Origin of the sequence: Calothrix sp. CCY 0018 (assembly GCF_963920925.1) — a bacterium.
In the GTDB taxonomy this organism is placed as follows: domain Bacteria; phylum Cyanobacteriota; class Cyanobacteriia; order Cyanobacteriales; family Nostocaceae; genus Rivularia.
In genome coordinates, this window is sequence record NZ_CAWUDI010000099.1 from 1 (window position 1) to 3,478 (window position 3,478).

At 40.4% G+C, this 3,478-nt stretch carries 1 protein-coding gene and 1 pseudogene; both read right to left on the reverse strand.

Annotation, left to right across the window (positions count from 1 at the left end; all coding sequences use genetic code 11):
• Window positions 1–915 (reverse strand): annotated as a pseudogene (locus ACM03V_RS34215) (hypothetical protein); the annotation flags it as partial.
• 1,348 nt (window positions 916–2,263) lie between these two features.
• A partial coding sequence (locus ACM03V_RS34220) for a hypothetical protein (RefSeq protein ID WP_414625268.1) occupies window positions 2,264–3,478 on the reverse strand: 1,215 nt, incomplete at its 5' end.

Consider the following 3,478-nt stretch of genomic DNA (forward strand, 5'->3'; position numbering starts at 1 on the left):
ATCGCCACCCATCATTGGGTTATCTGTATCATCCGAATCATCATCGGACTTATCGCCACCCATCATTGGGTTATCTGTATCATCCGAATCATCATCGGACTTATCGTCACCCATCATAGGCTTGTCTTTGTCATCCGAATCATCATCGGACTTATCGTCACCCATCATAGGCTTGTCTTTGTCATCCGAATCATCATCGGACTTATCGTCACCACCAAATGGATCGTATTCAAATGGATTGCCGCCAAATGGATTACCGTCGCCAGAAGGAGCGCCACCACCAGAAGGAGCGCCACCACTAGCTGGTTGGGAAAATGGGTTTAAATTCCCTGGCTGTTTACCTTCTTTAAAATCGTCGCTGTTGAAGTAGTTATCAAGGTTGATACTTAATTGGTCAAAAGGTGAGACGGGACTACCGCCACCCATTGGAGATTCACCACCGTCATTGTCACCTTTTTCATCACCAGCATCTGGTTGTCCGCCGCCTTGTCCGCCACCTTGACCGCCGCCAAAGCCACCTTGTCCGCCGCCAAAGCCACCTTGTCCGCCGCCAAAGCCGCCTTGTCCGCCACCTTGACCGCCGCCAAAGCCGCCTTGTCCGCCACCTTGACCGCCGCCAAAGCCACCAAAGCCGCCAAAGCCGCCTTGTCCGCCACCTTGACCGCCGCTAAAGCCGCCTTGTCCGCCACCTTGACCGCCACCGAAGCCGCCTTGTCCGCCGCCAAAGCCGCCTTGACCGCCACCGAAGCCGCCTTGTCCGCCACCTTGACCGCCGCCAAAGCCGCCTTGTCCGCCGCCTTGACCGCCACCGAAGCCGCCTTGTCCGCCGCCAAAGCCACCTTGACCGCCACCGAAGCCGCCTTGACCGCCACCAACTGGGTTGCCAGTAGCGTTTTGATTAGTATCTTCTGCCATTTGCTATAAATCCTCTAAATTTTGAAGCACAAATCTGCTCTTTTTAACACGCATCAAGAAAAAATAAATTCAAGTACTTGATGCTTTTTATATAGAACTTTCTATCGTCAACCATCACCAAAGAGCTATCTAATCTAACGCGAAAAAAATCTTTGTGCGTCTGCTTATAGTCGTTCAATGGAATTGCGATCGCAATTATTGTGACTTGCTTAAATTATTTCCGCAGACAAAACCAATTTAATCCTTTTTGGTTTAGCTTGACATGAGAATTTTTTTGTTTAATTTATCAAATCTTTAGAAAAAGTTTACACAATCTAAATTATTAAATCTAAATAGATGAAAATATATTTAATTCGATTGGTTGTATTATTTGATTAGACTAATACAGCAGTCATCAGTCGATTTTAAATCAATAACTAACTATTGAATGTCCTGTCCTATAACTATTACAAGCAATTTAGTCTATCTTCTAATAAATATTGCAAATATTAATTTGATCGTTTTGAGGTGTATTTTATGTATTACAAAGAATTATCTAGTAAGAGCTTGTTGCTTATATTTCGTTTTTTTATACAGTAAAATTGCCGATATTGAATATATGTATAAATAAGATATTTTTTTAGCCTTTTAAGATAATTAACTAACCAGAGTATGATTGACTTTTGTGTAGTTTTATCGTCTAAACACAAAAATTAACTTTTACTGTTATATTTAATCTTCTATTAATCTAACTAAAGAAGGATTAATTTAGTATCTGTATCATGGCGGTAAATGTTGTAATCAATATTAGTAACTGAAAAAATACTTTGCTCGTGATTTCAAATAGCTGTAATAAACACCTAGCGTCGTTACCCTCATTCGAGGGCAAGCTTCTACAAACCCGGTTTCTCTTGGCACAAACATGATGAGTCGCACGATGCAGCGTGAAGAATTCTTTAAGAGACGAGCAAAAAACCGGGTTGAAATGCAATACAGTTTTGATTTCTCTCCTTGTAGAAGAAAGCCTTCATAGCTCTTCGTAGGAAAAGGATGGGGGATTAATTAAATCTGTAAAATCTCATAAAAAAACGGGCTGTTAAACCCGTGTAAGTAGTTGTGCAAAATTAATTGTACATTCCCAAACCTTGAAATCCTTGTGATTGCTTCGTTCCATTCCCTAAGAGGGAACACTTTGTGAACGCAATGACAATATCTAATTAATTTTGCCTAAGCACTTAGCAAAATTTATCAGACTGACATCTTGCAGCAATCTCAACAAGCTCAAAGAAACCCGGCTTCTTTAGGTGACTTGATTTTTTCGTTGTGCTATCGCGAAACCGGGTTTATGACAAAAGTACATTCGGGGGAATTAAACTGAAGTTAGAAAATCTATACCGCTATCAGAAGTATGAAACTGCTGATTATAGGTATTCAGTGCTGATTCATCAAAATCTTCTGTCAATGGTTGGAAAATTTCGCCCATTTTATTCATCACTGAATCAACAAGCATATTAGCACTGCCCTTAACGCCAATTCCCATTGCGATGGTTTCTAATTCACCCAATAAATCTTCACCAATTTCGGCAGATTTATCAACAACAACCGACCAGTTACCGTTACCAATCACGATACTATTATCGGTATAAACTCGATTTCCGTTTCCAATTACTGTATTGTTATTACCGAAATCCCAGTTACCGTTACCAATAGTTGTATTGTTATCTCCAAAGTTCCAATTACCATTACCAAGAGTTGTATTGTCACTACTAGAATCCCAATACCAGTTACCGTTACCAACGGTTTTATTATCAGCACTAAAGTCTAAATGCCAGTTACCATTACCAACGGTTACGTTGTGAATAGTGTCATCCCAATTCCAGTTGCCGTTACCAATAGTTGCATTTAAATTACCGTAATTCCAGTTGGCATTACCGATAACTGCATTTTCACTACCAAAGTCTTGATTACCATTACCAATTGGAATCTCTCCTTCAGGTGTGCTAAACACATTTTCGTTTCCGTTGAATGGCAATAAACCATCCAAAGCAACATTTAAAATATCAAATGGGATTTCTTCAGCTAATGTACCTTCACCAAAAGGATTATATTCACCGCTAGAAAAAGGATTATCATCACCAACTAATCCTTGAAAAGAGTTTGCGGAATTATTGAAGCTGAACATATCATTACGAAACAGCGTCAACAAGTCATTTGGTGTTTGTAAAGGTGTATCGTTACCTTCCCCAAAAGCACCTGAAGAATTAAGTTTTGCGTTAAATATTAGAAGGCTATTTCTAACAGTTTTTAAGGTTTCGTTGGTTGACTGATTGGGTATGGTGCTATAACTATCATCGCCTTGATTAGCGTTGAGAAATGGTAAATCTTCACCAAAAATCATTCCTAACATATCAAAGGATGGTGCAGAATCTCCATTATCATTTTCCGCAATCGGATTTCCACCAGCGAAAGGATTTTCACCTTCTCCACCAGCAAAAGGATTTTCACCACCTTCTCCACCAGCAAAGGGATTTCCACCACCTTCTCCACCAGCAAAGGGATTTCCACCACCTTCTCCACCAGCAAA